The following is a 23,614-nucleotide window of genomic DNA, read 5'->3' as shown; positions in this document are numbered from 1 at the left end:
TAGGAGCCTCAATTCAAATCAATGCGTTTCGACTTGAGCTTTATTGAGTTCTCACCAGAGATCACGATGTCCACGCCGGTGATCTCGATGTTGCCCTCTTTGTCAAACGACAGACGCGTTTTCCCGCAGAAAATTACAAATTTTTCGCCCACCTGCTCAGTGCGGTATTTGCCGACAAATGATGAGGCCGAGCCCGCGACACTTAACGAATAGTTTTTTCCTACCTGAGCAAAGTGGCTGTCAACGACACTCGTATTGTAGTTGGAACCGATGTGATACTGAGCGCTCTGTCGAACCGTCACATTGTGGCTTCCATCCGAGATGATCGTAAAGTCGCCGGGACTACCGCTACTCTCAAAAAGCTCAGGCCGCATCGATGCAGCGACACCCGATAAGAGGTTGGAAGAATATCCGATTTGCCGATCCATCATAGCGCTAATTCCCGATGGACCTGTATAAATAGTAAAAGTTCCCGAAACTGAAGTCACGGAGTCGCCGAGCACCTCCGAGAGTTTGTTGTTGAGAACAGCGGAAGACGAATTATTCATCGATATTTTTGATTCGTTATTATGTATTATTGTATTCATATCACGTTGTGCGGTTATTCTTATTTCTTCTTGAAGAGCCTCATCTTCAAAACGTAATTCATTAAAACCCTGTCCTTTATGCGTGTTGGTTCGGAACACGCTCTTCGTCTTGTTGGCCGGCAGCTCATAAGGAACGGTCTGGCGTGCGTTCGGCACGACGCCGGTCACGAGCGGCCGGTCCGGATCGCCGTCGACGAAGGCAACCATGACTTCCATGCCGATGCGCGGAATGATCTGGCCGCCCCAGGTGGAACCGGCCCAGTTTTGCGCAACACGAACCCAGCACGTATCCGTGCCATCCTTCTTCGCCTTGCGGTCCCACGGGAACCACAGCTTGATGCGGCCATATTGATCCGGATGGATTTCCTCGCCTTCAGGGCCGGCGACGATCGCCACCTGCGTGCCTTCGATGCGCGGGCGTTTTGTCGACCGGTGCGGCGTCAGCGGCACACGGGCGGGGATCGCCTCGAAGTGATTGCGATATTCCGGCTCGTTGCCATTGGTCTCATAGGAGAGGTCGACGATATTGTGGCTGGCCCTGATGATCACATGTTCTTCATAGGCGTGTTCGGGATGGGCAACCTCGTAAGGCGTGAAGCGGCGGCCGGCTTCCAGAATGCGCGAGGTGGACGAGCCGAAAACCCGGTCGTGGTCGGCTTCGATGGACTGGGTGCGCAGTTTTTGCGCCCGCTCGGCCTCCTCCACCGTCTTGATGCGGGCCGGATATTCGTAAAGCTCGCGTTTCGTCGCATCCGGCATCTGCACCAGCGACGGCGTCATCGTGCCCGGCACCATGCCCGGCGTCTCGAAATTCCAGTCGGCGCCCGCACGCTGGCCCGAGACATAGGAAAAGCGCCGCGCCCAGTCGTTAATGTGGTTGCGATCCGACGAACCCTGCGCCAGGCGCACCGTCCCCTCCCCTTGCGCGGCCGGCGACGGCCCAAGCCAGCCGCTGGCGCTATCAGCCACATGCAGCTTGTGGGAACCATCCTCATGGCTGAACCAGTAAAACAGGCCGTCCTCCTCGAAACGCCGGGTGAGATAATCGAGATCGGTCTCGTTCCATTGCACGCTGTAATGCTGTGCAGGCGGAGGCGAGATGATGCCCGATGTATCGGGAGCGGGAATGCCGTGTTCGGAAAACAGCGTCTCGACGACCTCCACCGCCGTCTTGTCCATCCAGATGCGGCAATCCGAGCGGCGCGACAGAAGCCACATTTGCGGGCGGATCGTCAGCGCATAAGAGCGCATGCCGCGTGTGATCGGCATGCCCTCATGCAACTCGGTAACCAGGCCGTTGAACGGGCGACGGATGCCGCTGCCCTCTTCGCCATCGCCCTGTTGCACCTCAACCGACACATCCACCAGCCTTCCGATCAGTTCCTCTGGCTTGACCGCTTCCTTCTTGGCCCGCACCGTCAGGCGAATATCGAAGAGCTGTGATACGCCCTCCTCGACCGTCAGGCGCTCCGGAAGAAGCTGATCCTCGCCCAAAGGCGACTTGACCTTGAGCACACGACTCGCCTGAATGAATTCAGAGGATGAGGGCTGGTCATTCATTGCGAACCTCGATAGCAGAGCTCAAAAAATCAATCAGCTGTCAAAATCTCGACAGAATGCAATCAAGCATTGTGGCGAAACCATGGATTCACCATGAATTCCGCAACCTTGATATGCCAAAATTCCATCGATGAAATCTGACAGGCTGGGGTATGGAGTGACGATCGAAAGAAATCCGAGGCAAACAAAACACGGTGCCCACACCTACGGCCTGCGTCGAGAAGAGGCCGCCGGGGCTCGCCACGGTGCCGGATGGTGGGTCAGTGTCAGGCGGCGCGGCCACAGGATCGTCAGGCTGTTCAAGGACAGCATCTACGGTTCGGGCGATGCCGCCTATCGTCAGGCGCGCGCCTACCGCGACGCCATCATCCTTGCCATTCCGCCCGCCACCAATCACGAACAGGCCGTACTTCTGCGTAGAAACAACCGAAGCGGTATTTCCGGCGTCAGGCGCATCGAGAGCACCGACGGCCATATATGGCAGGCAACCCTGATGACCAATGAGGGACAGAAAAGAGAAAACTTCTCCATTGCCAAATTCGGTGAGGAAGCGGCAAAGTCGATGGCGATCACGCAACGCCGCAAATGGCTGAAGGCACTGCCAGTAACCCATCTGGCCTATGCCCATCACGCCGCGGAAGTGGCGCGCTCACAGTTCGGCGACGGGCTTGCGCCGGCGGATGATGGTTTGCCCGGGGAGCGCCGGGCCGATGCTGACATCAAGGCGCGTATCAAGGAAATTAACGACCAGTTTGACGCGTCGCGCCCGAAGCGACTGCGGGTTCGGGTAAAAAGCTATTCAACAGACAGGGTATCCATCGCAGTTTCCGATGCAGGAAGCCCCGCGCGGAAAAAACTCATGCATCTCAACACGCGCGGCAAGGCAGAGACCGAAATCGTCAACGCGATCAACAGCAGCGTCCGGGAAACCGTCACGGCAATCCATGATGAGAAGACCGCGTGCTGGTTCAGTTCCACCTATGGCAACAAACTGCTCAATCCGCAGACATTCAACATTGATGAGGGTTTCAACGTGCTTGTTATTGTGCCCCGGGAATAGTGTATCTCATCGACTTGAGCTGATATTAATGACCGCGGACGCGCCGACCTGAACAAAGGAATAATCGACCGCGTCCCGCTTCCAACCCGCGGTTACACTTTCTATAACATCATTCTTGTCGAGATTGTCTGGTGCTCCAAGCCGCTCTGATAACGCATCCATGAAACCGGCAGGCGTGGCGTGGTGTACGCGCACGCCTTGTGTCCATTAGGACCAGCGGCAATCCAGAACGACAATAATTCCGCTCCACCTTCCCTCTCATGTCGCCATCCGACGACGTCTACCGAACCGCCGTGGTAACCGACGTAGCTGCGACGCCATTCCTCAATATCAGCACTGGACAGGCGCCGCCAATCGAGTTTGTCGCCGTTTGCCATCGCTTCTTGCACGGTGGATGCTTCACAGACGTCGAGAAGGCGTTCCACCGTCATATCCGCCGACGTGGCCACGGCTTCCCCGAAACTTAAAAATGCGGCAAAGCAGCTGATTGTCGATACCTTGAGGTATCGACGCCGGAACGTGCACGCGCCGTTTTTCATATCGTCACTCCGTCTCACCGTCATTTTGTCGCTGTAAAAAGCCCACGCCAATCGATCCTCAAAAGTAGCAGACTGACAGAGGTTTGCTTTCCGGCAATCTCCGCACCCATAATCTCATTGTGCACAAACGGAACGCAGCCCGGGATTTCCGCCCCCTGCCACCGACCATCCGAAAAAACAAGCCAGCATGATGCACGCCTCATGTTTTGCTTCCGTAAAATCCATCAAAGTTATGATAATAAATATAATAATGCGGAGATCATTCAGTGAAAAACATCGCCTCAGCGCCACGCGCCGTGATGCATCGACGTCACATCCTGGCGTCAACTCCGGGGTCAGAAGCCCACGCCGAAGGCCTGGCATTGACGTCCGTCGGCCAACCCGGCACCCTCTTCCATGACTCTGACAAACAGTTTCATTGCCGAGCTCATCCGCGACGCCAACAGGCTTGATCACCTCGACGGCTATCAGAAGCGGCGTATGCTTGAACGGGCCGTCACAACAATCCGCGACATGCGCGAAGCAATCGGCATTCCATCCGGACCAGGCCGTGACAGTCTCATTGATCTCCACACCATTGCACTCTCCATAGAGCGGATGGCGCAGCCATGAGGAGGTGCGAAACGCCCTGCTGCAGGCAGCCGGCATGATCCGGGACCTGCATATCGTCCTCGACAGCAAAACCGAAATCAGCCTCGTCAAGCCAGCCAGTTGAAAGCGTTGCGGCTCGCCTGACCGGTCGCCATCAGAGCGAAACCGCCCCCGAAACCGGTGCCGGATCACAAATGACGAGACCGGCGCATTCCTAGAGTTTTTTCGCTTTTCTTCGAATCGCGAAAACACTCTAACTCATTGTTTGGGCGCATTTCCGGACGGAAAACCGGGATCCACTTTTCCTGGATGCTCTAAGCTCCAGGTGAGATCAGAGTGACAGTTGGAAAATAAGATCGGTAACGAGCCACATCTCGCGTCAACAAGGGAAGGTTTTGTATTGCTGCGTGGGCCCCGATAAAAAAGTCAGGCAAAACACCGGTACGGGTGCCGCCGCCGCGTCGATACCTGGTAAAGGCCTTGCCGGCCAAAAATAACGCCGCGCGAGGGAAAGGGGTGAGCTTTAACCCCGCCTGATCAACAAAAGCATCAAGCGCTTCTATCCGCTCATATCGAACAGATAGTTCCGAGTAGACAACGTCGTTAATGAACAGCGGACCTGAAACGCTTGCGAGTTCGAGTTGCTCGATTGACCAGTCGGCCCAAACCGGGTCATCTGTCACAAGATCAAGCAGGACATTTGTATCGACAAGCGTCACTCGTCACCACGGGTCAGGACCATGATGGCGTCGGTACCCAGACCTTCACCAGCATGTCCGCGCAGCCTGGCAAAACGCGTGAGTGGCTGTTTCTTGTCAGCCCTGACCAGAACAATCCGTCCATCGGGAGCCCGAACAAAATCAACCGAGCTTCCTGGTGAAATCCCTAAAAGCTCGCGTACGGCTTTTGGAATGGTGACCTGCCCTTTGGCTGTTACCGTTGTTGTCATGTCAAACTCCCGTAATACCGCCGTAACCAATGGTATTACTTCTGTGCCTCTGTTTCAACCAATCGCGTGACAAAATCAGTCGCCAAGGCCCGTATATCAGATCATGCCGGCAACATTCAGTGTCCAGATATTAGGATTTCATTAACCATACCGGACCACCCTCCTCTCACAGCAACGATTGAGGTTGGCTATGGCTTACGACTGGAATCGCAATGAACGCGACGGCAGGTTCGATGAACTGGCGGCAGCTCTCATATTTTTCACTGTCATCACCCTGCTTCTGGCATCCGCATATCTCGTGACAAGCCTTGCCAAATAGGGCGCTTCATTCGCCTTTCTATCGGGCAGGACGGCCGTTCGCGCTGTCGGGCAATTGCGACATGCTGGTCAAAGACTTTGCCGACATTCCCGACCTGCGATTTGAAGCAGAGATCTGAAGGTCACGCTCGCGCGGCACGAAACGCCGTCATGCGCACGCGACGTCCTCACACCCCTGCACGATGGTCGTTGACGCCGAAGACCTGCAGCACGTCTCCGTTTTATTCCTTCGCAGCAAGACGCCCGCCTGTCCTGCCGCTCACTTCGGCGCTATGGGGAGCGCGTTCCCGTCAGGACAGGCTTGACCATCGCGTCCCATATTCCGTTGCAGTGGTTGCCTGTTCTCGAGGCTTGCCAACCCATACTGTCGATTGCCACGATAATTTACCTTCAGATCCCGGGTAACCCACTAAAAAGTCGAGGCTCGGATTTTGTCGATGCCAGGAAGATTACCCTTTTTGCCAAGTTAACTTACCTCTGGCACTCAAATAGGCAGACGTGATGGCAGAAGAGCGCCAGTGCGTGGCATCTCTTTTTGGCATCGCGAAATAGAATATTGGAAGGGGCTCACCGGGCAAACCGATGTCATCTACGCCTGATATCGCAAAATCCAAGCGCGCCGTCTTTTTCCACGAATGCGGTGAAATCCGCGAGCGCTCCTACGACAGCCAAGCGTTCCGGGCTTCCGGGCTCAATCTGGTGGTCAGTGCCATCGTCTATTGGAACACCGTCTATCTCGGCCGTGCCGCCGCCCATCTACGGCGACAGGGCCGGAATATTCTCGACGAACTGCTGAAACACATCTCGCCGCTGAGTTGGGAACACATCAATCTCACCGGAATCTATTCCTGGGACGCCGAGCAACGGATGCCCGAAGGCTTCAGGCCCTTACGGCTTCCAGCGAAAATTCTCCGCGCCGCGTGAGATTTGGACTTATGACAGTTTCGGGGCGCCTGAAGCTGGCAGTTTAGTCATTTCTCGGTGAGAGAAGGGCCACCCGCTCACTCGAACAATTGTGACACTGCCACTTGTCGGATGCGCTGTTCGTCCGAGGTGAAGCTTAGCAGCATCCGCTTGTCTCCAAGCACCCAGCGATCGTTTTTCAAACTACCACCGCTGCTCCATTCCGGCTCTCCAAACTTCGCTCGGGCCTGCTCCCGGGTCATGGTCATATCGAGATCGAAAGGCGTTCCATCGATCGGTCTTCCTGCTTCCTCCGGAAGAACGAAGAATGTACGCAGAACCAACTCCCCTTCCGCAAAGCGCGTCCCGTTCGGCAACTCGCTTCCGAGAGTAAAAAAGCAGTTGAATCTGTTGACCGGGAACCTCGACGTTCGTTTCCTTCTCGCCGCGTGGTGGCCGCGTGAGCGGGAGCGTCGCACCCAGCGACTTTAAATAGTCCACGACCGCTGCGTCGGTTTCCGACTTTCCCAGCAATGCCAGCGCGCCCTTGTAGATTCCCATGCAACAGCTCCAATGTTTACTTGCGACGATTGCCATGAGATCGATACCGGGACGCCGCGAAGACCCTGTCAATAATGAGCAACGACGATTGGGACAAGTGGCTCAAAAAGATGATCCGGAACAATTAAGAAGGCAGGTGAAAACATGAATGCAGATCGACTGTTTACGCTGGTCGGAATGACTAATACCGACAACGACGTGATCGATGCGATCAAGGCCAATGGTGGATCGATCGATACCCTCTCTCCGAAGAAGCTCAAGGAGTTGACGATGGATTTCGTTCAGCTCGATGACCTCGGTGTCGCACTTGCATTCACGCCGAAGGAGTTCTTCTCTCGCAACTATCGAGACCCGCTTGGATCCGGCCCTTATGCAATGAGTGGCGTCTTCTACTACCCCAACGGCTCGGCGAAGGTGTCCGCATATCTGGGATCCATTCCACTCTCTTCCGGTCCCGTTGGCAGTCGGGGGGAGGCGCTCACCGCCTTCGGTGAACCTCAGGCAACCGAGGAGGAGGATGGCGATGTGTATTGGGATATTTGGATGAAGGATGGTCGGCAGGTGAAGGTCGATTACAACGACGAGTTGGCGGTAAAAACCGTTTTCGTGTCGTTCCCAATGAAAGATTGAAAGCCCGATTTTCAATGAATGGAGTCAGACGTTAGGGGCGGAATCAGTGGAAATGAACGATGGTTTCGTTGAAGGGCAACCAGGTCCAGCCGGCAGACCATCATGCGGGTTCGCGACGAGGGTTCAGGTCGCATGTCGATTGCCAAGCTATTTTGAGCTTGGCGCCCCCCTAAATACTTGAAAAGTATGGGGATGGATTTCAGCGAATGCAGCACGATGACCTTTTTGCCAAGCTATTCCTCCCCGCTGAATGTTGAAGGAGGTTATGGTATCATGACGGCTTCGACATCATCCCACTGCGGCCTGCACTCCCTCGCTCCGCGCATTTTCTCACGAGGCCCACGAAACAATCGGCCAATCGTTTTGGAGTTCAGGAAGATCGCACTGGCCGCGTCAGATTGTTGAAGTGTCTGAGACGAATCCACCGTCAGCTATAAAAACTGCCACTTTCCCGTATACGTCATCTCTCGATCCACACCACCGGCATCCACTGCCCTGCTGACCAACCATGAGCAACCACACATGCACCATCTGCTGTTTGCGACGGTACTTTTCGTCGGTTCAACCGACCATCCGCCAAATGCCGTGACAAGTGCCACGGAGCTGCGGAATATTCTGAACACCTCCGCGAGCGCCGCTACGTCGACCGAAATCCAGATCGAGAGCGGCTGTGGGCCAGCTGGTTGCATGATCGAGGTCGAGCAGCTGCAAATCCAGCGCGACAAGGGTTTCTTCGAGCACGAGGGCAAGCCGCTCCGGCTGATCGAGCACAAGCCGACAGTTCGATGGGTGCTGCCCGAGATGGATTGGACGCCAGTCGCCGCTTATAAAACCAGCACAGGTGGGAAGCCCTGGGGCGCATGCCTGGAGTTCGCGCATAGCGGTATCGGCAAAAGTGGCGTGCACCAGCGCTGGTCAAGTGTCGTGCTGGTGCCGTTTCAAGGTGGCAAGCCCGTGGATGCGGCGCACCGCTTTGTCGGTTATTGGACCGGGTGCGATTCTCTCGAGGTGGGAGAAACACCCCATCAGATCGTGTTGCCTTTGGTCGAGCCCGCTCCTGCGGGCATGTCACCGTCGCTACGCATCAGGCAATATCTGTGCACTGCGCAAGGTTGTGAGCGGCGTGAAGATCCGCGACAAGTGCACGGAGATCCGAGCGGGGAATCCGGGGTTTTGATGATCGATGGGCGATGACAGGCAGTCCAGGTGCGACACACCGGAGTTTCTCGATGGCCTCGAACTGCTGATAGACCCCCACCCGGAAACGATAACAGACCGGAATGACTTCGCGTTCCAGATTTATCTGCTCGGCCATGATACGGTTGCCGAGCATAAAATCAAATTCGACCGGATCAGCAGTTCCAATTGTTTCAAGATCACCTGGTTTGGCAAGATTGCACGAACGTGTGTCGGAGACCACGAATTCAAGCACAATTTTTCGTTCATGGTGACATCGGCTGATTTTCCTCAGCTGCCCGAAACACTATGATTTCAGCCCGCAAAACGAATTTGGGTGTTCTCGCGCTGTTCATCGGCAGTTTTGGATCAACTTCGGTAGAATCCGGAAGGCCCGCCTGGGCGTGATATCGATCGAACTCAAACTATCCGCTTGTTGGAGGCCACGCCTTCTCCCTGCGCCGAGGTTTCGTTCGGTCCAACTTCAGTGGCGCTATCGCACCCGGACCTTGAGACTCTCGCCAACGCCAACGTCGGCGCCGGTGTTCGCAAAGAAGGCATCGGCATGGGCGATGCGTTCCTTGGGCTCGACAGGCTCGATCGTCGGCCTGAAATTTTCGGGCAACCCGTCGATCTGGCGTAACCGGTGTTCCGCTCCCACGTTGTCCTCACCGCGTTGATCTGTGATCGCCTATCCATGGACAAGCAACGGGAGTTTCTCCAAGGAGAGTACATTGGAGGTTCTCACGACCAAGAAGTCTGGACGTGAGGCGCATCCAGTTCTTCAAAGTCTTCAGCAAAGCAGCCGCGAGCGAGCATCAAATCGAGGGCAACGTTGGCCACAGGGGAGATGCGTTCAAGCCAACCCGAAGCGATCACTGCGTCATCGTCATAATCGACATCTGCAACCGCTGCATTAACGACGGAAAGAACCTCGGTCACGGCAACTACCTCGGCAGAGGTCATTGTCTCTGGCGATCCCTTCGGCCAAGGCCAATGAGGGTTCTGGTCATCCACCCAATCGTAGAACATCTCGAAAAATTCATTCGCGCTCATTCGTCGGACGGCGGGTACTCCTTCCGCCAACCAACTCAAAGCGTCCATGATTCTGTTTCGACTAGACTGCTCACCCAGCCGTTTGGAATATTTTTCGCTCACTATTGACCGCCATTCATTCTTTTAAGTCCAATATAGCAGCGATGACGTGTCTGTCGCGGTCGCGACTACGTCGAATAAAGAATTACAGTCAATGTGCCAACGGAACGCCGCTTACGATCTGGTCGCAATTGAAGACGCAGTAGCCTTTGAGGAAGGGGATTCGCTGCTCGATCTCTTCGCCGTTTGCGCCCTCCTCGGTCTTTTCGATGGCGCCGGCATAGACGACGAGGGTGGATTTTTCGCCCTTGCGAACCTGGCCGCCAATTTCCTGGGACTGTTTGTAAGTCATCCAGAAAGGCGAACTGTAGCCGTTCGCCGCGGATGCCAGCCATAGTGCGGATCGGTGCAATCTGATGTTCGAGCTCCGGAACACCCCCATAGCTCCCGCAGTTTTTCAGCGAGCGCGCAGAAGACCGATCCGGTTTTAGGCCAGTCGGCGATGTGAGGAGGAGAGAAGAGATGGCTATTTCCGGCCCGCAACTCTGCCTCAAGGACCGGTTGAAGGTGGCTGCAAAATCGCGCTTTCGTCATTCCCGACCGCCCCACCAGTCTGAGTGGCGGAGAACGCCATAATCCTTTTCCGAGACATCGAAGTTCGCTGCGCCACCATCGCAGGCCATCTCCAGACCGTATTGCTGGACAAGCCCTTTTATGGCGCCAAGCTGCTCGCTGTAGTCTTGGGATGCCCGCAATTCTTCAAGCGTTCGGCCGCTCCACACAATGACCTTCTTCACCGCCTGCTCATCGACCTTCCAGTTCGAGCAAGGGTTGCTGCGATGATAATCGGCCTCGGCCATCGCAGATGCCGCCCAAAGGGCGCGCGATTCCGCATCCGAAGCGAATGCGGACGCAAGATTGCCGGCAGTCAGGAGCAAGAAGGTAGCCAGCGCTTTGCGCGCATCGATCCTCATGTGTATTCGCCTCTTGTTGCGTTGAGGCACGCTATGGCACGACGTCAAGCTTCATACAAGGCGACGGCTATCACTTCATCGCATCCGGTTCAGGCTGAGAGTAAAATCATGCAAACCCTTTTCGTTCGTTAATCTAGCTTTTAGGGATGTAGATTGAGCGCACGTCATTGCGCCACCGCATGCGAAAGCTAGGTGAACCGCCGCCCGCGGAGATCGTGACTGCCTTGGCTCTCATCTGAAGGAGATCGAATGGCCCAAGCCGGCCCATCCCGCGAGGAGTTGTTTGCGTTAGTTTGGGAGAAGCCAACCCAATGTCTTTATTAGCAAGACCGAGACCAAGAGGCCGGTCCAGGCTGATATTGTATATCTCCAGATTGCGGTCGAGTTTGATGGCGTCGGATGCCGAATAGCTCCGCGACCTGGGCCCCAATTCGCTATCAAATGGCTGGGCAATTGCAGAAATGAAGTCCTGCGCCGAAGAATAACGTGCCGCACAGCGCTGTGCCGGATCGGCGCGATTAACTCCGGGTCAAGGCATATTCGGCCCGAAGTTGCAAAAACGGCCAACGCGCAGAACCATCTACGAACAGCGCTTGCGCATACATATGGCACATGAGGCTCGCAAGTACGGGTCTACCGGCAATGCCGGCTATTGTCGAAAGTATTTACCGGCGCATCCTTCGTCGGGTTGAATGACCCATACACTCTCCCTGGAGAAAACAATGACCCCAAAGCGCCGAGCTTCTGCTTCGCTCAAGGGGCTCAACAGTTTTGAGTTTTTATAGAACAGGATTTCCGGCTCGGATTTTTCTTTCCCGATCCAAAAAGCATCCTCGACCTTAAGCTTGTTTCTGTCCGAGTTGAAGATGATGACGATCTCGTCCTCGACAACGCCGATGCTGGCTTTCTTGATTATACGCTCGCGTCGATCTTCTTGTCAGCTTGCAGGAACGCTACTCGACCGACAAGGTCGTCGAGCTGCTTTGGCGAGATTGGCGTCCAATTCGGCTCCGGACCTTCCTCCGTGACAAACCTGAGGGTCCTGGCAACCAGTTCTGGGGTCAGATGCAAAGCCGCTGGCGATCTCATGTTGTGCGAGGATGTTCTCGGCATTCGGAAACCTATTGTGGCAGGACGGCCGCCGGTGCGAAACCGCTTCGGCGGCTTTTTAGAGTGGCTATTGCCTTACGAGGCGGTCGGCACGTCGACGACGGCGCGGAAGGTGATCTCGACGATTTGCTCCGGGAAGGCCAGCGCGCTCACTCCGATCAGGTTGCTTGCAACCGGCGGCGTGTCTGTTCCGTACATCTCCTTGCGAACCTTTGATCCGGCTGTAAATGCACTCGGAATGTCGAGAACAAAAAGCGTCTCTTCGACGACGTCCTCGAGAGTGGCGCCTAACTCGGCGAGCAGCTTCTTGGCATTGACATATGTCTGACGGATCTGCTCTTCCATTTGCGTGAAATCGACGGGCCGGCCTTTATCATCGAGAATAGCTGGCGCGACGAGTTTGCCATCGCCGTCGTGGCTCAACTGTCCGGAGATATAGATTGTATCCTTGACCTGAACGGCCTGTGCGTAGCCGAAAGCTTGCTCCCAGGCGACGCCGAGGTTTGCGATTTTCTTCGTGTTCGTCATGATGGTTTCCTAATGTGAGGCAGCGCGATCCGCGCGTGTGGATTAGCAATTTGAAAGACGGCGGACGCGTGGGAGGCCGCACCCGCCGCCAGCGTCGATCACCCCTTGATGAAGGTCAGCAGATCGGCGTTCAGCACGTCGGCGTTGACGGTCAGCATCCCATGCGAGAAGCCCGGATAGGTCTTCAGCGTGCCGTTTTTCAACAGCTTCACCGATTTCAGGGCGGAGTCGGCAATCGGCACGATCTGGTCGTCTTCGCCATGCAGCACCAGCGTCGGAACGCCGATATTCTTCAGGTCTTCGGTCTGGTCGGTTTCCGAGAAGGCCTTGATGCCGTCGTAATGGGCCTTTGCGCCGCCCATCATGCCCTGCCGCCACCAGTTCTGGATAACGCCTTCATGAACGGTCGCGCCATCGCGGTTGAAGCCATAGAACGGGCCGGCCGGCACATCGCGGAAGAACTGCGCGCGGTTTGCGGCGAGCGACGAGCGGAAGCCGTCAAAAACCTCCATCGGTAGACCTTCCGGATTGGCCTCGGTCTTGAGCATCAGCGGCGGCACGGCGGAAACGAGAACCGCCTTGGCGACACGGCCGGCGGGTTCGCCATGTTTTGCGACATAACGGGCGACTTCGCCGCCACCGGTGGAGTGGCCGATATGGACGGCGTTCTTCAGATCGAGAGCTTCGACGACGGCAAAGGCGTCGGCGGCGTAGTGATCCATGTCGTGACCGTCGGCAACCTGGGCGGAACGGCCATGACCACGGCGGTCATGGGCGACAACACGAAAACCCTTGGAGACGAAGAACAGCATCTGCGCATCCCAGTCATCGGATGAGAGCGGCCAGCCATGGTGGAACATGATCGGCTGGGCATCCTTCGGGCCCCAGTCCTTGTAGAAGATTTCGGTTCCGTCTTTGGTGGTTACATAGGCCATGGTCTTGTTTCCTTCGATTGGGTTGGCGGCGGATGCAGCCTTTGCTGCAAAACTGAAAGCGGGAGAAATTGCGACAGCCGCTGCGGCAGCGCCTGCGGAAAGCAGCACGCCTCTGCGTGTCATGCGAGGGATGTTCTGGGTCATTTCGCGTCCTGCGATTTCGTTATTGAAACTTCAGGCGACGCTGTGTTCGTCTGACAGGTTGATATTGCCGTCAGATGTCTCCGCTCACAATTGCAGGAATAATTTCGATTTTATTGCTGTTTATGAAATAGTTGGAGCGCTCAAGGGTAGCGCCTGGATCCAGATGAGAACATGCAACTTGAGTGACCGGGACGCTCACCTTCAAAATGCGCGTGCCTTGATGGGATCAAAACCACCGACGCTGTTATTACAAACTCCCTCAGCACGAGATCGGCAGGCTAAGCAAGAGCTTGGTTTGATGTCACGGTTGCTTTAGAGGCAGTAAGCAGCCTGTCCATTCTCTGGGCCCATTGTAAATGGCTGCCGCCCAAACAGGTACGACCCACAATCAAGATTTCCGCCCCACGAACTGGGTCTGCAGTGGGGGTGGGGCTGTTTCCCTAACAATGAGATTGGCAGACTGCTTCAATGTTGGTCGGTCCTGGCTAAGCGTCAGGTTCCCTGAGGTCGCCGATCAACGTCGGCACCAGTTCGCCGACGGTCGGATGGATCGGTACGGCCCATCTAAGTTTTTCGGTCGTGGCTTCCATGTTCATGGCATCCAGAACGCCGTAGACCGCCTCGTCACCCCCGACCCCGAGAAAGGCGGCACCGAGTACCTGGTCGGTGTCGGCATCGGCCACAAGTTTGAGGAGGCCGAGCGTCTCGCCCTTCTCGACGGCGCGGCCGACGCGGCTCATGGGACGGGTCGAGACCTTGATCCGGTGGCCGGCCTCTTTCGCCTGGCGCTCTGTCATGCCAACACGCCCGAGCGGTGGATCGATGTAGAGGCCATAGCCGAGAATGCGGTCGGTCACCGTGCGGTCGCCGCCGTCGAGGAGGTTCGCCGCCACTATCTCGAAATCATTGTAGGATGTGTGGGTGAAGGCCCCTCGCCCATTGCAGTCGCCAAGTGCCCAGACGCCGTCGACAGTCGTCTGCAGACGCTCATCGACGGTGATGAAGCCGCGCTGATCGGTCTCGACGCCTGCGAGATCGAGCCCGAGATCGTCGGTATTCGGCTGACGTCCGACGGCGACCAGGACATGGCTGCCACGAACTTCGCCCTGATCAGTCCGCACGACCACATCTGCGCCGTCTCTGGCAATGGATAGCAGATTGTGGCCCCGAAGAATCCTGATGCCATCCTTGGTCAGTACATCCGCGATGGCTTGCGAGATATCCGTGTCCTCCCGAGCCGCCAGGTGCTGCCCGCGCTCGATGACAGTGACCTCCGCGCCGAAGCGCCGATACATCTGGGCGAATTCCAATCCAATATAACTGCCACCGAGAATGACCAGATGCTTCGGCAATTCCTCAAGCGCGATCATCGACGTGCTCGTGAGATAAGGCACGTCGGCGAGGCCCGGAACATCGGGGATATGCGGCCGCGCGCCCACATTGATGAAAATCTGCGGGGCGGTGTAGCGCTTCCCTTCCACGGATACCGCCCTCGCGGCGACGAATTTGGCGTGGCCATAGACCACATCCATCGTCTCGAGGCTGTCGAACCAAGCCGCCAGACCGCTTCTCGCGTCTAGGGTCACCTTCCTGGCGCGGGCTGCCACGGCCGACATGTCCACGATGGGCTCGCCATCAATCTTGACGCCGAATTCCGATGCACGCCGGGCGACCTCGGCGGTCTTGGCACTGGCGACCAGGGCCTTTGTCGGCATGCATCCGGCATTTACGCAGGTTCCGCCAAGAAACTTCCGTTCGATCAGGACTACCTTCCGGCCCATCGCGGCCATGCGGGCGGCGAGGAACGGTCCGGCCTGTCCGGCTCCAATGAAGATCGCGTCGTACTCCCTCATGACACGGCCGTCGCGGCGAGCAGTGCAAGTGCAATGGCGACCGCATCTTCGATGAGGGCGGCGGGGAGATCACGGCCGAACCGGTTGGCGAGATAGCCGCGACCAGCCGCACCGCCAAATATTCCGACCACAGCGCCGACGACACCCGCGAGGAGCCCAACAACCACCATGCCCTCAGTTGCGGCGATCGTCGCACCGCTGAGAGCGCCCGCCGCGATACGTGCTCCGAACTGCATGGGCACTTTGCGCGAAGGCGTGCTGGGAAGCTGGTCGGTGATGAGTTCGATGATGGCAAGCACGGTAAAAATCGCCACGGCCCAGATCGACCCCATGAAGGAGAGACTGCTTTGTGAAATATCGAACCATCCGAGATAGGCACCCCAGGCAACTACGGCGGGAGCGGTCATGGCGCGTAGACCGGCAACGATTCCTATGAGAATTATGAAAAGAATGAGCATGCGGGTCCCCTGAAAGTTGCGCAAATCAAGAACGTGCCGCGGCGCCTAATGGGCGGACATATAGCGGGGCTACCGTAGCACGTCCGGAGGCATCAGCTCCGGAGGAAGGCCGTATGTCAGCGTTGACCATGCCCCTATTGATCCACATGCCGTGTCCTAGGCCCGGTAAGTCTTGAGCGTACCATTCCCGAGCAGTTCGGTCGATAGCGGTGCGGAATCGACGCAGAGAACGAGATCACACGGCCCCCAGCTCACAAAGGGTCAGCGCTCCGTTGCGCTCCATGTTCGCTCTCAAATGCATTTTGGGGACCAGCAATAACCAGCCCCGTTAGTGGTTTGCATGACCAATGGAGTACAACATGAGCGACTTCGACCTTTATTATTGGCCAGTTCCGTTTCGAGGTCAGTTCATTCGCGGAACTCTGGCCCATTGTGGGTGTTCATGGGGATGAACACGATGCCGATGCGATTGAAGGTATTATGGATTTCGGGGTGGAAAAGCAGCCGGTCGCTTTCATGGGGCCACCCGTTCTGATTGACCGTGAGCGCAATTTCGCAATCTCTCAGATGCCGGTGATCGTCATTTACTTCGGTGAGCGGTTGTTATCATGTCGGCAACTGTGAAGGCCGCATGCTCAGCGCCAAGATTGCAAACGATGCCAATGACGTCCTTGATGAGTTGACGCTCAACGGTGGACGCGAGATGTGGACTCCTGAAAAGTGGGAGCTACAGCTCCGCTGGCTGCTTTGAACAGTAAAAGTTTTGAAGACTATGGCAACGCCTATTGCGGAGGAGAGATTGAGAAATTACTCCGAAAGGTAGCTGGTTGACTTATGCCGGCGAGGCGCCATCGCTTTGTCTGTTGTGCAGCCGGTCCGGATTTTAAAAAGACTCAAACTGACGCCCCTGCTATTCCACAATCGTTGTAGATGAGCCGAACCAGCCACGGAGATTCGGCACGAAATGTTCCGGCTTGCCTCAACTGTCACGAAAAAGATGATAGCAACGCTGCTATTCCGCGCCTTTCCGACCAGCCAAGCGCCTATCTTGTATATCAGCTGCTCCTTTTCAGCGAGAAGCGGCGTGGCGGTAGTCCCCCTACCACTGATCATGATCCGGGCCGCCGAACATTTGAATGAAGAAGACATCGAACCGATGGCCGCTTAAGGCCAGAGCGCTTGGCCCTGCCATGAAAGCATTGACGGCCTGGTGGAACGAATGCGGAAAGAGCATCCCCCAAAAGGTGAGTCGGGGACGCAAGCCGGCGCCGAAGATCTGAATGGAGTGGTGTGAAACCGCGGCCTCAAATGCGGTCCTGCTGCGGCCATCGCTGCAACGCTTCACATCCAGCCGGCGTCAGGCCATACACTCCTCGATCGAGCCGCTCAAACCAGCCATAAACATTCGCAAGCAGGATCTTCCCTGCATCCGGAATGCTGGACCTGACCTGACGCACACGCATCGGCCCTGACGACAGCGCCAAAGCGCAGCCAAGCGCCTGCTGGCGATACGCGGTCATGATCGGCGCGCGGGTGCTTCCGCCTGCTGTTGGATCGCCGCGTCGTTTCCGGTGTTCACGCATGAGCCGCGACCGCCGTTTCGGATTGGTTCGCGGCATCGGCGATATCGAACCAACGATCATGCTGACCTCGCCGGTATCGGCGATACCGAGCATGCCGATCCCGAGCCTGCGGCAAAGGTCGCGGTAACGCCTGTCGGCCTCGCGGCCTTTACCCCTGGCCGAGACCCGAGCCGCGATCCAGACTTCATCGGCGATAGCCGCGCGATCGACGGCCTGCAAAATGAGTTCCAGATTGAATCTCAGTTTCAGCTCGCAAATCACGACAACCGGCGGATCGCCATCGCTCAAACCGACGAGGTCGCAACCGCCAACTTCGCCCTTGACGGTGTAACCCGCCTTTTCAAGAAAGCCTTTGATGGGCAGATAAAGCGATGTTTCCATGTGCCTGCAGGTTCAAATGAGTATCCGCCCCCAGATACATCGATACCCCCACACAGGACAACCTTCATGGCCGTCGCCACGCGGCTTCGGATCGTCCGCAGCAAGATAGTCGCCGAGCGACCTGATGGGATTGTTATAATCTCACTATTCGGTGAACGCTTCCTCCCGTTTGCGGCTGATGCTCGGCGACAGTACCAGCGCCAGCACCGCAACCGCAAAGATCAACAGCGACAGGCTAAGCGGGCTGCGCAGAAAGATCGTCGGATCGCCCTGGCTGATCAGCATCGCACGGCGCAGATTTTCCTCGAGCATCGGCCCCAAAATGAAGCCGAGCAGCAAAGGCGCCGGTTCGAAACGCATCTTGCTCAATGCAAAACCGACAATGCTGAAACCTGCCATGACGAAGACATCAAAAACGCTGTTGTTGATGCTGTAAGCGCCGATACAGCAGAAGCCAATGATCGCCGGAAATAAAAGGTGGTAAGGCACGGTCAGCATCCGGACCCAAAGCCCGATCAGCGGCAGGTTCAGAATGACGAGCATGAGATTACCCGACCACATGGAGACGATCATGCCCCAGAACAGGCTCGGCTCCTCGGAGATCACATTCGGGCCGGGCGTGATGCCCTGGATTATCATCGCACCGACCATCAACGCCATGACCGGGTTTCCGGGAATGCCGAGGGTGAGCATGGGAATGAACGATGTTTGCGCGCCGGCATTGTTGGCGGCTTCAGGGGCAGCAACCCCTTCGATCGCACCCTTGCCGAACTCGGCCCGGTTTGGAGAAACCCGTTTTTCCACAGCATAGGCAGCGAAGGAGGCCAGCATGGCCCCACCGCCCGGCAGAACACCGAGGAAGGACCCAAGTGTGGTGCCACGCAAAACGGGCGCACAAATTCGCCGGAAATCGTCCTTCGTCAGCATCAGTCCCGTCACACGCTTGACGCCAACCGAACGCTCCTGCTCGTTTTCCAGATTGCGCAGGATCTCACAAATACCGAATATGCCCATGCTGACGGCAACGAAATTCAATCCATCATAGAGTTCTGGAATATCGAAGACATAGCGTGGCGTGCCGCTTTCAACATCGGTGCCGACAGTGCCAAGCAGCAGGCCGAAGACGATCATGGCGAAGGCCTTCAGCAGCGAGCCGCTTGCCAGCGCAACGGAGGCGACAAGACCGAGAACCATCAGCGAGAAATATTCGGCCGGTCCGAAGTTGAGCGCGATCGCGGCAAGCGGCGGCGCGGCAAGCGCAAGCAGGATGGTCGCCACCGTGCCGGCAAAGAAGGAGCCGAGGGCTGCGGTTGCAAGCGCGGCACCCGCGCGGCCGTTGCGGGCCATCTGATATCCGTCGATCACGGTGACGACCGAAGAGCTTTCCCCCGGCAGGTTGATGAGAATGGCCGTTGTCGAGCCGCCATATTGCGCGCCATAAAAGATGCCGGCCAGCATGATGAGCGCGGATTCCGGCGGCAAGCCGAAGGTGATCGGCAGGAGCATCGCGATCGTGGCCGTTGGTCCAAGCCCCGGCAACACCCCGATCGCAGTTCCCAGAAGACAACCGATGAAGCCGTAGAGCAGGTTCATCGGCAGGAAAGCAGTGGATGCGCCGAGCCAGAGGTTAGAAAAGATGTCCATAAGTAATCCAATCCGGTTTCGGGGCTGACTGGCACGCCCTAGAAAAAGTCACCGATAAAGGGGATCCACGGTCCGAAGGCACGAAGAGGGAGCGCCAGGAGCCTGGTGAAAAGCAGGGCCGAGCACCCCGCCAGGAAAACGCCCAGCAGGATGGAATGACGCCAGTTGGCATAACGACTGGCCGCCGATGCCCCGACAATGAGCAGGAACATCGTGGGTGCAAGGCCAAGCCCCGCCAGCACCAGACCGAAGCCGACGGGAGCGAGGATCACCAGAAAATAAGCTTTCCAGTTCCAGGTTTCGGTCTCACCCTCTTCAACGCCAACCATCAGCGACTGGATGAGGATCAACGCGCCAAGCGCCATCAAGATCAGGCTCAGCATGATCGGGAAATAACCAGGGCCCATCTGGAACGAGTTCCCGACCTCCAGATTGCGACCGAACCAGATGAATAACAGGCCGGCAAAAATCATCGTCACGCCGCCGGCGAAGTCGCGACCGTTTTTTATCTTCAGCATGGCACTATACTCGCTGTGGAAATGTGCCGGCCGGAATGACATCGAAGGAAATCATACCGGCCGGCAGCCTGCATCACTGCGGCGGGACGTTCGCGGCCTTGATGACCTCGGCCCACTTCGTCGTTTCCTTGTCGATGAACGCCTGGAATTCGGCCGACGTATTGCCGACCGGCGTCACACCCATTGCTTCGAGTTTCGCTTTTATCGCCGGATCCGCGATGATCGCCTGGACTTCCTTGCTGAGCTTTTCGACGATTTCCGGCGGGGTGCCGGGAGGCGCAAACAGGCCATGCCACGAGGTCGCCTCGAAACCGGGAATGACGCTTGCCATGGTCGGCACGTCGGGCAGCAAGCTGGCTTTTTCCAGGCTCGTGACGGCGAGCGCCTTGACCTTGCCAGCCTTCACCTGCTGGGCAGCGGTCGGAATATTGTCGAACATCATGTCCACATGGCCACCAACAACGTCGAGAATGGCCTGACTGCTTCCCTTATAGGGCACATGCGTGATCTTAAGATCAGCCTTGGTGGCAAGAAGCTCGCCCGCAAGATGGATGGACGTGCCGACACCGGAAGAGGCGTATGTGTGTTTACCCGGCTCCGACTTCAGGAAGGCGATCAACTCTTCGACCGAATTCGCCTTTATCTTGTCGGGATTGACCACCAGCACGTTCGGCAGGCTCGCAATCAGCGAAATCGGCGCAAATCCCTTTTCCTTGTCATATGGCAGGGTCTTGTAGAGCGTCTGATTGATCGCGTTAGAGCTAACCGTTCCCATACCGATCGTATAGCCATCAGGCTTTGACCGCGCGAGGTCGCCAAGGCCGATATTGCCGCCGGCACCGGGCTTGTTTTCAACGATGAAACGTTGTCCCAGTCTCTTGTCCAACTGTTCGGCCACAAGACGGCCAAATGTGTCGGTATTGCCGCCTGCGGCAAATGGAACGATGACGGTTACCGTCTTGGACGGATAGTCTTCGGCAAAACTGGACTGGAGACCGGTTGCGGATATTGCGGCTGCGAAAGCCGCAAACGTCATGAAACGCTTGAGGTTCATAGTAATTCCTCCACTTTTCTGGCTTCCCGCCAGCACTGTTCACCACCCTTCGAAACCCTCCTCCCGAAGAAATGGAAGCGCTTTCATTTTAGCCCCAAAAATCTCTTCCGCAACTGCAGAGGATGTTTTTTAAATCGTTAAATTTCAATATATTAGAAAGTATTGCCACAATACTTTAGACGAACATCTTGATTAAGCTCAAAATGAAAGCGTAAATCATTTTGAGGGGAATGAAAAATGGCCGACCACGAGAAAAGCAGTTATATCGCACCAGGCGGGCCGGTCACGCTCGCCGACATTGCAAAGCTCGCGGGCGTTTCGCCGGTCACGGTTTCCCGGGCGATCAATACTCCCGCTCTGGTCAAGCCCCGCACGCTGGAGGTGATTGAGCGGGTGATCGCAAAAACGGGTTATGTGCCTAATCTGTTGGCTGGCGGCCTTGCTTCCCGGCGCACCCGGCTGATCGCTGCGATCGTCCCAACCGTTTCCAGCACGATCTTTGCCGAGACTATCGAGGGGCTTAACGCTGAACTCGTCGCCGCCGGCTATCAACTGCTGCTTGGCCTTTCCGGTTATGACAATGCCCGCGAGCTGGAACTGACACGCGCGATTTTGGCACGCCGCCCCGATGGCATCGTCCTCACCGGCATCACGCATCTTAAAGGGACACGCGCCATGTTGACAGGCGCGGGCCTGCCGATTGTCGAGATATGGGATTCCACCCCCTCACCGCTCGACACTGCGGTCGGCTTCTCGCATGCGGCGGTTGGCGCTCTGGCGGCCGAGCATCTGCTGTTCAAGGGCTACGACCGCTATGCCCAGATCGGTGCCAACGATCCCCGCGCCGTTCAACGCCGCGACGGTTTCGTCGGTCGCCTCAGAGGGGTCGCGGATGTCGAGTTACCAGCGCTGGAAATGAATTCACCCTCTACCTTTCGGGACGGAAGATTGGCGATGGCGCAGCTTCTGGACAGTGGGCAGGGCACGCTCGGCGTATTCTGTTCATCGGACGTCGTCGCCCACGGCGCCCTGGCGGAAGCAAATGCACGCGGCTGCAGTATACCCGATCAGCTCGCCGTTATCGGTTTCGGCGATTTTGACTTTGCTCCCTACACACACCCGCCATTGACAACGATCCGTATCGATCGCCGTGACATCGGCACCAAGGCAGCGCGCTCCATTCTCAAAAAGATAGAAGGCGACGGGAATGTGGAGGCCATGATCAATATCGATTTCCACATCGTTGCCCGCGGCACCGCCTGACGCAGCGCACTTACGGCCGCTTGCCAAATTCCGCCGTGGCCCGCGTCCAGTGATCGGCCTGTTCCGAAAGCGTAATGCCAAGACCTGGCCGGCTTGGCACCAGCATGCGGCCATCCCTGATCTCCAGCCGCTCGTTGAAAAGCGGATCGAGCCAGTCGAAATGCTCCACCCAGGGCTCAAGCTCGTAGGCGGCCGCCAGATGGAGGTGGATTTCCATAGCGAAATGGGGCGCAAGCTGCAGCTTCCTGGACTCCGCCAGCGCGCAGATTTTCAGGAATTGCGTGATGCCCCCAACGCGCGGGGCGTCGGGCTGGATGAAATCGACGGATTTATTCTCAATCAACGAGATATGCTCCAGAACGCTCGCCAGCATTTCGCCGGTTGCGATCGGTGTATCGAGCGTTGCGGCGAGCGCCGCATGGCCCTCGACATCATAGGCATCGAGCGGCTCTTCGATCCATGTCAGATTATAGGGCTCCATGAGACGGCCGAAACGCATAGCGGTGGGGCGATCCCACTGCTGGTTCGCATCAACCATCATCGCCACCCTGCCGCCGATGCGCTCATGCACCGCCGCAACGCGTTTGAGATCGACAGCCATATCGGGCTGACCGACCTTGATCTTGATCCCACCTATGCCCGCAGCAATCGAGCGCTCGACATTATCGAGAACTTCCTCAATCGGCGACGACAGGAAGCCACCTGATGTGTTATAGCATTGCACGGAATCGCGGTGGGCGCCGAGCAACTTGGCAAGCGGCAGGCCTGCACGTTTCGCCTTGAGGTCCCACAAGGCCACATCGAAGGCTGCTATCGCCTGGACGGCAAGCCCGCTGCGACCGACCGACGCTCCGGCCCAGCAAAGCTTGTTCCACAGCTTGCCATTGTCGTTCGGGTCTTCGCCGATAAGGACGCTCGCGATCTCCTTGGCGTGTTCATATTGACCCGGACCACCGGCACGCTTGGAATAGCTGAACCCAATGCCGCTATGGCCGTGCTTCGTCTCTATTTCCGCAAAGAGAAAAGCGACTTCGGTCAAAGGCCTCTGCCTGCCGGTCAAAACCTTTGCATCGCTTATCGGCGCCTTCAGCGGCAGGAAGATCGAAGAAAGCTTTATCCAGGCAATGCTGTCTGCGCCGAGGGCCTGTTGCCGGTGGCCGGTTTTTGCTGGCTGCGTATCCATCTTCGCCTCTCTGATTT

At 56.9% G+C, this 23,614-nt stretch carries 27 protein-coding genes and 2 pseudogenes; 11 read left to right on the top strand and 18 right to left on the bottom strand.

Annotation, left to right across the window (positions count from 1 at the left end):
- Window positions 1–8 precede the first annotated feature (8 nt).
- Complete coding sequence (tssI, locus tag ACIK7D_RS27160) at window positions 9–2,147, bottom strand: type VI secretion system tip protein TssI/VgrG (protein ID WP_400158088.1); 2,139 nt, start codon at window positions 2,145–2,147, stop codon at window positions 9–11.
- Window positions 2,148–2,304: 157 nt separating this feature from the next.
- Between tssI and ACIK7D_RS27155 the strand changes: the two genes are divergently transcribed.
- On the top strand, window positions 2,305–3,207 hold the full coding sequence (locus ACIK7D_RS27155; RefSeq protein ID WP_400158087.1) for a hypothetical protein: 903 nt from the start codon (window positions 2,305–2,307) through the stop codon (window positions 3,205–3,207).
- A gap of 101 nt (window positions 3,208–3,308) precedes the next feature.
- Here the strand turns inward: ACIK7D_RS27155 and ACIK7D_RS27150 are convergent, their stop codons facing one another.
- On the bottom strand, window positions 3,309–3,746 hold the full coding sequence (locus ACIK7D_RS27150; RefSeq protein ID WP_400158086.1) for a hypothetical protein: 438 nt from the start codon (window positions 3,744–3,746) through the stop codon (window positions 3,309–3,311).
- A gap of 396 nt (window positions 3,747–4,142) precedes the next feature.
- Here ACIK7D_RS27150 and ACIK7D_RS27145 point away from each other — a divergent pair, with 396 nt between their 5' ends.
- Window positions 4,143–4,358, top strand: coding sequence for a hypothetical protein (locus tag ACIK7D_RS27145; RefSeq protein ID WP_400158085.1), 216 nt, complete (start codon window positions 4,143–4,145; stop codon window positions 4,356–4,358).
- 293 nt (window positions 4,359–4,651) lie between these two features.
- Here ACIK7D_RS27145 and ACIK7D_RS27140 read toward each other — a convergent pair whose 3' ends face one another.
- Window positions 4,652–5,056, bottom strand: coding sequence for a type II toxin-antitoxin system VapC family toxin (locus tag ACIK7D_RS27140; protein ID WP_400158084.1), 405 nt, complete (start codon window positions 5,054–5,056; stop codon window positions 4,652–4,654).
- Window positions 5,053–5,286, bottom strand: coding sequence for an AbrB/MazE/SpoVT family DNA-binding domain-containing protein (locus ACIK7D_RS27135; protein WP_400158083.1), 234 nt, complete (start codon window positions 5,284–5,286; stop codon window positions 5,053–5,055). Before ACIK7D_RS27135 ends, ACIK7D_RS27140 begins: the two co-directional genes overlap by 4 nt.
- 190 nt (window positions 5,287–5,476) lie before the next feature.
- Between ACIK7D_RS27135 and ACIK7D_RS27130 the strand changes: the two genes are divergently transcribed.
- Both ACIK7D_RS27130 and ACIK7D_RS27125 read left to right on the top strand, forming a co-directional pair.
- Window positions 5,477–5,605: a hypothetical protein gene (locus ACIK7D_RS27130; protein ID WP_286170635.1), complete on the top strand. Its 129-nt coding sequence runs from the start codon at window positions 5,477–5,479 to the stop codon at window positions 5,603–5,605.
- Window positions 5,606–6,219: 614 nt separating this feature from the next.
- A pseudogene (locus ACIK7D_RS27125) lies at window positions 6,220–6,528 on the top strand (Tn3 family transposase); the annotation flags it as partial.
- A gap of 77 nt (window positions 6,529–6,605) precedes the next feature.
- On the opposite strand, the gene ACIK7D_RS27120 reads toward ACIK7D_RS27125, so the two are convergent.
- Window positions 6,606–6,851: a hypothetical protein gene (locus tag ACIK7D_RS27120; protein ID WP_400158082.1), complete on the bottom strand. Its 246-nt coding sequence runs from the start codon at window positions 6,849–6,851 to the stop codon at window positions 6,606–6,608.
- A gap of 361 nt (window positions 6,852–7,212) precedes the next feature.
- On the opposite strand from ACIK7D_RS27120, the gene ACIK7D_RS27115 reads away from it, so the two are divergent.
- From ACIK7D_RS27115 to ACIK7D_RS27105, 3 genes are all read left to right on the top strand, one after another.
- A complete protein-coding gene (locus ACIK7D_RS27115) occupies window positions 7,213–7,698 on the top strand; it encodes a hypothetical protein (protein ID WP_400158081.1) in 486 nt (161 codons plus the stop codon).
- Window positions 7,699–8,220: 522 nt separating this feature from the next.
- Window positions 8,221–8,892, top strand: a complete 672-nt coding sequence (locus ACIK7D_RS27110; RefSeq protein WP_400158080.1) for a hypothetical protein — start codon at window positions 8,221–8,223, stop codon at window positions 8,890–8,892.
- Window positions 8,882–9,187, top strand: a complete 306-nt coding sequence (locus ACIK7D_RS27105) for a hypothetical protein (RefSeq protein WP_400158079.1) — start codon at window positions 8,882–8,884, stop codon at window positions 9,185–9,187. The genes ACIK7D_RS27110 and ACIK7D_RS27105 overlap by 11 nt, the downstream gene beginning before the upstream one ends.
- Window positions 9,188–9,367: 180 nt before the next feature.
- Here the strand turns inward: ACIK7D_RS27105 and ACIK7D_RS27100 are convergent, their stop codons facing one another.
- The 6 genes from ACIK7D_RS27100 to ACIK7D_RS27075 form a co-directional block, all read right to left on the bottom strand.
- Window positions 9,368–9,535, bottom strand: coding sequence for a hypothetical protein (locus ACIK7D_RS27100; protein WP_400158078.1), 168 nt, complete (start codon window positions 9,533–9,535; stop codon window positions 9,368–9,370).
- Window positions 9,536–9,618: 83 nt separating this feature from the next.
- Window positions 9,619–10,032, bottom strand: coding sequence for a hypothetical protein (locus ACIK7D_RS27095; RefSeq protein WP_400158077.1), 414 nt, complete (start codon window positions 10,030–10,032; stop codon window positions 9,619–9,621).
- Window positions 10,033–10,120: 88 nt separating this feature from the next.
- Window positions 10,121–10,411, bottom strand: coding sequence for an ArdC-like ssDNA-binding domain-containing protein (locus ACIK7D_RS27090; protein ID WP_400158076.1), 291 nt, complete (start codon window positions 10,409–10,411; stop codon window positions 10,121–10,123).
- 148 nt (window positions 10,412–10,559) lie between these two features.
- Entirely contained in the window at window positions 10,560–10,943 is a 384-nt protein-coding gene (locus ACIK7D_RS27085) for a hypothetical protein (RefSeq protein ID WP_400158075.1), read from the bottom strand.
- Window positions 10,944–12,128: 1,185 nt separating this feature from the next.
- Entirely contained in the window at window positions 12,129–12,581 is a 453-nt protein-coding gene (locus ACIK7D_RS27080) for a Rid family hydrolase (protein ID WP_400158074.1), read from the bottom strand.
- A 98-nt stretch (window positions 12,582–12,679) separates the two neighbouring features.
- The gene (locus ACIK7D_RS27075; protein WP_400158073.1) at window positions 12,680–13,516 is read right to left on the bottom strand and encodes an alpha/beta fold hydrolase; all 837 of its coding nucleotides are present in this window, start codon (window positions 13,514–13,516) and stop codon (window positions 12,680–12,682) included.
- Here ACIK7D_RS27075 and ACIK7D_RS27070 point away from each other — a divergent pair.
- Complete coding sequence (locus ACIK7D_RS27070) at window positions 13,515–13,976, top strand: hypothetical protein (RefSeq protein ID WP_400158072.1); 462 nt, start codon at window positions 13,515–13,517, stop codon at window positions 13,974–13,976. The genes ACIK7D_RS27075 and ACIK7D_RS27070 overlap by 2 nt on opposite strands.
- 169 nt (window positions 13,977–14,145) lie before the next feature.
- On the opposite strand, the gene ACIK7D_RS27065 is transcribed toward ACIK7D_RS27070, so the two are convergent.
- Complete coding sequence (locus ACIK7D_RS27065) at window positions 14,146–15,513, bottom strand: FAD-containing oxidoreductase (protein WP_400158071.1); 1,368 nt, start codon at window positions 15,511–15,513, stop codon at window positions 14,146–14,148.
- Window positions 15,510–15,971, bottom strand: coding sequence for a DUF4126 family protein (locus ACIK7D_RS27060; protein WP_400158070.1), 462 nt, complete (start codon window positions 15,969–15,971; stop codon window positions 15,510–15,512). The genes ACIK7D_RS27065 and ACIK7D_RS27060 overlap by 4 nt, the downstream gene beginning before the upstream one ends.
- Window positions 15,972–16,330: 359 nt before the next feature.
- Here ACIK7D_RS27060 and ACIK7D_RS27055 point away from each other — a divergent pair.
- Both ACIK7D_RS27055 and ACIK7D_RS27050 read left to right on the top strand, forming a co-directional pair.
- A pseudogene (locus ACIK7D_RS27055) lies at window positions 16,331–16,802 on the top strand (hypothetical protein).
- 133 nt (window positions 16,803–16,935) lie between these two features.
- Complete coding sequence (locus ACIK7D_RS27050) at window positions 16,936–17,139, top strand: hypothetical protein (protein WP_400158069.1); 204 nt, start codon at window positions 16,936–16,938, stop codon at window positions 17,137–17,139.
- Between the two features lie 136 nt (window positions 17,140–17,275).
- On the opposite strand, the gene ACIK7D_RS27045 is transcribed toward ACIK7D_RS27050, so the two are convergent.
- The 4 genes from ACIK7D_RS27045 to ACIK7D_RS27030 form a co-directional block, all read right to left on the bottom strand.
- Window positions 17,276–17,935: a DUF2161 domain-containing phosphodiesterase gene (locus ACIK7D_RS27045; RefSeq protein WP_127758490.1), complete on the bottom strand. Its 660-nt coding sequence runs from the start codon at window positions 17,933–17,935 to the stop codon at window positions 17,276–17,278.
- A gap of 144 nt (window positions 17,936–18,079) precedes the next feature.
- Window positions 18,080–19,579, bottom strand: coding sequence for a tripartite tricarboxylate transporter permease (locus ACIK7D_RS27040; protein ID WP_127758491.1), 1,500 nt, complete (start codon window positions 19,577–19,579; stop codon window positions 18,080–18,082).
- Window positions 19,580–19,617: 38 nt separating this feature from the next.
- Window positions 19,618–20,097: a tripartite tricarboxylate transporter TctB family protein gene (locus ACIK7D_RS27035; RefSeq protein ID WP_400158068.1), complete on the bottom strand. Its 480-nt coding sequence runs from the start codon at window positions 20,095–20,097 to the stop codon at window positions 19,618–19,620.
- 73 nt (window positions 20,098–20,170) lie between these two features.
- On the bottom strand, window positions 20,171–21,151 hold the full coding sequence (locus tag ACIK7D_RS27030) for a tripartite tricarboxylate transporter substrate binding protein (protein WP_184289900.1): 981 nt from the start codon (window positions 21,149–21,151) through the stop codon (window positions 20,171–20,173).
- Between the two features lie 237 nt (window positions 21,152–21,388).
- Between ACIK7D_RS27030 and ACIK7D_RS27025 the strand changes: the two genes are divergently transcribed.
- Window positions 21,389–22,414, top strand: a complete 1,026-nt coding sequence (locus tag ACIK7D_RS27025) for a LacI family DNA-binding transcriptional regulator (RefSeq protein ID WP_400158067.1) — start codon at window positions 21,389–21,391, stop codon at window positions 22,412–22,414.
- A 10-nt stretch (window positions 22,415–22,424) separates the two neighbouring features.
- Here ACIK7D_RS27025 and ACIK7D_RS27020 read toward each other — a convergent pair whose 3' ends face one another.
- Window positions 22,425–23,597, bottom strand: coding sequence for a mandelate racemase/muconate lactonizing enzyme family protein (locus ACIK7D_RS27020; RefSeq protein WP_400158105.1), 1,173 nt, complete (start codon window positions 23,595–23,597; stop codon window positions 22,425–22,427).
- Window positions 23,598–23,614: the final 17 nt, after the last annotated feature.

It is taken from the genome of Agrobacterium sp. P15N1-A, assembly GCF_044626815.1.
GTDB lineage: Bacteria > Pseudomonadota > Alphaproteobacteria > Rhizobiales > Rhizobiaceae > Agrobacterium > Agrobacterium leguminum.
This window is presented reverse-complemented; position numbering and strand designations above follow the sequence as displayed.

Bases quoted from the DNA above. Each gene is read 5' to 3' on its own strand.
- tssI (WP_400158088.1), bottom strand. From the start codon at position 2,147: ATGAATGACCAGCCCTCATCCTCTGAATTCATTCAGGCGAGTCGTGTG.
- ACIK7D_RS27150 (WP_400158086.1), bottom strand. From the start codon at position 3,746: ATGAAAAACGGCGCGTGCACGTTCCGGCGTCGATACCTCAAGGTATCG.
- ACIK7D_RS27145 (WP_400158085.1), top strand. From the start codon at position 4,143: ATGACTCTGACAAACAGTTTCATTGCCGAGCTCATCCGCGACGCCAAC.
- ACIK7D_RS27135 (WP_400158083.1), bottom strand. From the start codon at position 5,286: ATGACAACAACGGTAACAGCCAAAGGGCAGGTCACCATTCCAAAAGCC.
- ACIK7D_RS27130 (WP_286170635.1), top strand. From the start codon at position 5,477: ATGGCTTACGACTGGAATCGCAATGAACGCGACGGCAGGTTCGATGAA.
- ACIK7D_RS27115 (WP_400158081.1), top strand. From the start codon at position 7,213: ATGAATGCAGATCGACTGTTTACGCTGGTCGGAATGACTAATACCGAC.
- ACIK7D_RS27110 (WP_400158080.1), top strand. From the start codon at position 8,221: ATGCACCATCTGCTGTTTGCGACGGTACTTTTCGTCGGTTCAACCGAC.
- ACIK7D_RS27105 (WP_400158079.1), top strand. From the start codon at position 8,882: ATGGGCGATGACAGGCAGTCCAGGTGCGACACACCGGAGTTTCTCGAT.
- ACIK7D_RS27090 (WP_400158076.1), bottom strand. From the start codon at position 10,411: ATGGGGGTGTTCCGGAGCTCGAACATCAGATTGCACCGATCCGCACTA.
- ACIK7D_RS27085 (WP_400158075.1), bottom strand. From the start codon at position 10,943: ATGAGGATCGATGCGCGCAAAGCGCTGGCTACCTTCTTGCTCCTGACT.
- ACIK7D_RS27080 (WP_400158074.1), bottom strand. From the start codon at position 12,581: ATGACGAACACGAAGAAAATCGCAAACCTCGGCGTCGCCTGGGAGCAA.
- ACIK7D_RS27070 (WP_400158072.1), top strand. From the start codon at position 13,515: ATGGTCTTGTTTCCTTCGATTGGGTTGGCGGCGGATGCAGCCTTTGCT.
- ACIK7D_RS27075 (WP_400158073.1), bottom strand. From the start codon at position 13,516: ATGGCCTATGTAACCACCAAAGACGGAACCGAAATCTTCTACAAGGAC.
- ACIK7D_RS27065 (WP_400158071.1), bottom strand. From the start codon at position 15,513: ATGAGGGAGTACGACGCGATCTTCATTGGAGCCGGACAGGCCGGACCG.
- ACIK7D_RS27060 (WP_400158070.1), bottom strand. From the start codon at position 15,971: ATGCTCATTCTTTTCATAATTCTCATAGGAATCGTTGCCGGTCTACGC.
- ACIK7D_RS27050 (WP_400158069.1), top strand. From the start codon at position 16,936: ATGTTCCGGCTTGCCTCAACTGTCACGAAAAAGATGATAGCAACGCTG.
- ACIK7D_RS27045 (WP_127758490.1), bottom strand. From the start codon at position 17,935: ATGGAAACATCGCTTTATCTGCCCATCAAAGGCTTTCTTGAAAAGGCG.
- ACIK7D_RS27040 (WP_127758491.1), bottom strand. From the start codon at position 19,579: ATGGACATCTTTTCTAACCTCTGGCTCGGCGCATCCACTGCTTTCCTG.
- ACIK7D_RS27035 (WP_400158068.1), bottom strand. From the start codon at position 20,097: ATGCTGAAGATAAAAAACGGTCGCGACTTCGCCGGCGGCGTGACGATG.
- ACIK7D_RS27030 (WP_184289900.1), bottom strand. From the start codon at position 21,151: ATGAACCTCAAGCGTTTCATGACGTTTGCGGCTTTCGCAGCCGCAATA.
- ACIK7D_RS27025 (WP_400158067.1), top strand. From the start codon at position 21,389: ATGGCCGACCACGAGAAAAGCAGTTATATCGCACCAGGCGGGCCGGTC.
- ACIK7D_RS27020 (WP_400158105.1), bottom strand. From the start codon at position 23,597: ATGGATACGCAGCCAGCAAAAACCGGCCACCGGCAACAGGCCCTCGGC.